Genomic DNA, 1,551 nt, shown 5'->3' with positions numbered 1-1,551 from the left:
GACCGCTCCCGGTGGACTCGGCGCTCCCCTCAGTCGTACTCGTAGAAGCCGCGACCGGTCTTCTTCCCGAGGTCGCCGGCCTCCACCTTGCGCTTGAGGAGGTAGGCGGGCTTGTAGCGGTCGCCGAGCTCCTCGTGGAGCGTCTCGCTGGCGTCGAGCGCCACGTCGAGGCCGATGTGGTCGGCGAGTTCGAGCGGCCCCATCGGAACGTTCGTCCCGAGCGTCATCCCGCGGTCGACGTCGGTCTTGTCCGCGACGCCCTCGTCGTACGCGCGGATCCCCTCGTTTATCCACGGCATCAGGATCCGGTTCGTGACGAAGCCGGGCTTGTCGTCGGCCTCCCACGTCTCCTTGCCGAGGTCCTCGGCGAAGGCGTGCGCGAAGTCGACGACCGCGGGGTCGGTGCGCTCGCCCACCACGACCTCGACGCCGTCCATGATCGGGACCGGGTTCATGAAGTGGAGGCCGACCACGTCGCTCGCGCGGTCGGTCGCGCTCGCGATGGCGGTGATAGACAGCGTGGAGGTGTTCGTCGCGAGGACGATGTCGTCGTCGGTGACGCGGTCGAGGTCCGCGAACACGTCGCGTTTCACGTCGAGGTCCTCGATCACGGCCTCGACGACGAGGTCGGCGGCCGCGAGCTCGTCGAGGTCGGTCGTCCCCGCGACCCGGTCGCGGATCGCGTCCGGGTCCTCGTCGAGCGCGCCCTTCCCGGCCAGTCGGTCGAGGCTGTCCGCGACGCTTTCGAGGCCGCGCTCGACGTACTCGGACTCGACGTCGCGCATCACCACGTCGTAGCCCGCGGCCGCCGCGACCTGCGCGATGCCGTTGCCCATCGTCCCGGCGCCGACGACGCCCACGACGTCGATATCGGATAACTCTCGCATGCGGACCGCTGCCCCGCCGCGGGTGGTAAGTATTGCGAAACCGCGGGGCCGGTGCCGTTTCTCGCAGAGAAATTAACAATTCGAGTAGTAATGAACACCCGATGCGAGGCAACGATTTCGGGCACTGTAACTGGCCGACGCGTCCGATTCCGTTTCTTTACGACCACCTCGACCACCATAGGCCTTTTTACCGATGTAACGGAATATCGAACCGATGCTTCCTCACGCCGCCGACGACATCGAGCGCGACGGGAAATCCCTGATCCTCGCGTACGACCACGGGCTCGAACACGGCCCGGTCGACTTCGACCCGAACCCGGACACGGCGGACCCGGAGCGGATCTTCGAACTCGCCACCCACGAGGCGGTCACCTCGCTGGCCGTCCAGAAGGGGCTCGCCGAGGCGTACTACCCGGACTACCAGGACGAGGTGAACCTCCTGTTGAAGCTGAACGGCACCTCGAACCTCTGGATGGGCGAGCCGGACAGCGCGGTCAACTGTACGGCGGAGTACGCGGCCGAATTAGGGGCCGACGCGGTCGGGTTCACCGTCTACGGTGGGTCGAACCACGAGGTCGAGATGGCCGAGGAGTTCCGCGAGGCGCAGGAGGCGCCCGCGAACACGACATGGCCGTCGTCATGTGGTCGTACCCCCGCGGCCAGG

At 67.1% G+C, this 1,551-nt stretch carries 1 protein-coding gene and 1 pseudogene; one reads left to right on the top strand and one right to left on the bottom strand.

The genetic code is table 11. From position 1 onward, the window contains the following. Nucleotides 1-29 precede the first annotated feature (29 nt). On the bottom strand, nucleotides 30-887 hold the full coding sequence (locus U4E84_RS17010; protein WP_322533287.1) for a 3-hydroxyacyl-CoA dehydrogenase NAD-binding domain-containing protein: 858 nt from the start codon (nucleotides 885-887) through the stop codon (nucleotides 30-32). Nucleotides 888-1,101: 214 nt separating this feature from the next. Between U4E84_RS17010 and U4E84_RS17005 the strand changes: the two are divergent. Further along, nucleotides 1,102-1,551, top strand: a pseudogene (locus U4E84_RS17005) (class I fructose-bisphosphate aldolase); the annotation flags it as partial.

This window comes from Halorubrum sp. AD140, from assembly GCF_034497445.1.
Classification (GTDB): domain Archaea; phylum Halobacteriota; class Halobacteria; order Halobacteriales; family Haloferacaceae; genus Halorubrum.
Note: the sequence above shows the minus strand (reverse complement) of the source record. Positions and strands in the feature narration are given on the sequence as shown.

Bases quoted from the DNA above. Each gene is read 5' to 3' on its own strand.
- U4E84_RS17010 (WP_322533287.1), bottom strand. From the start codon at position 887: ATGCGAGAGTTATCCGATATCGACGTCGTGGGCGTCGTCGGCGCCGGG.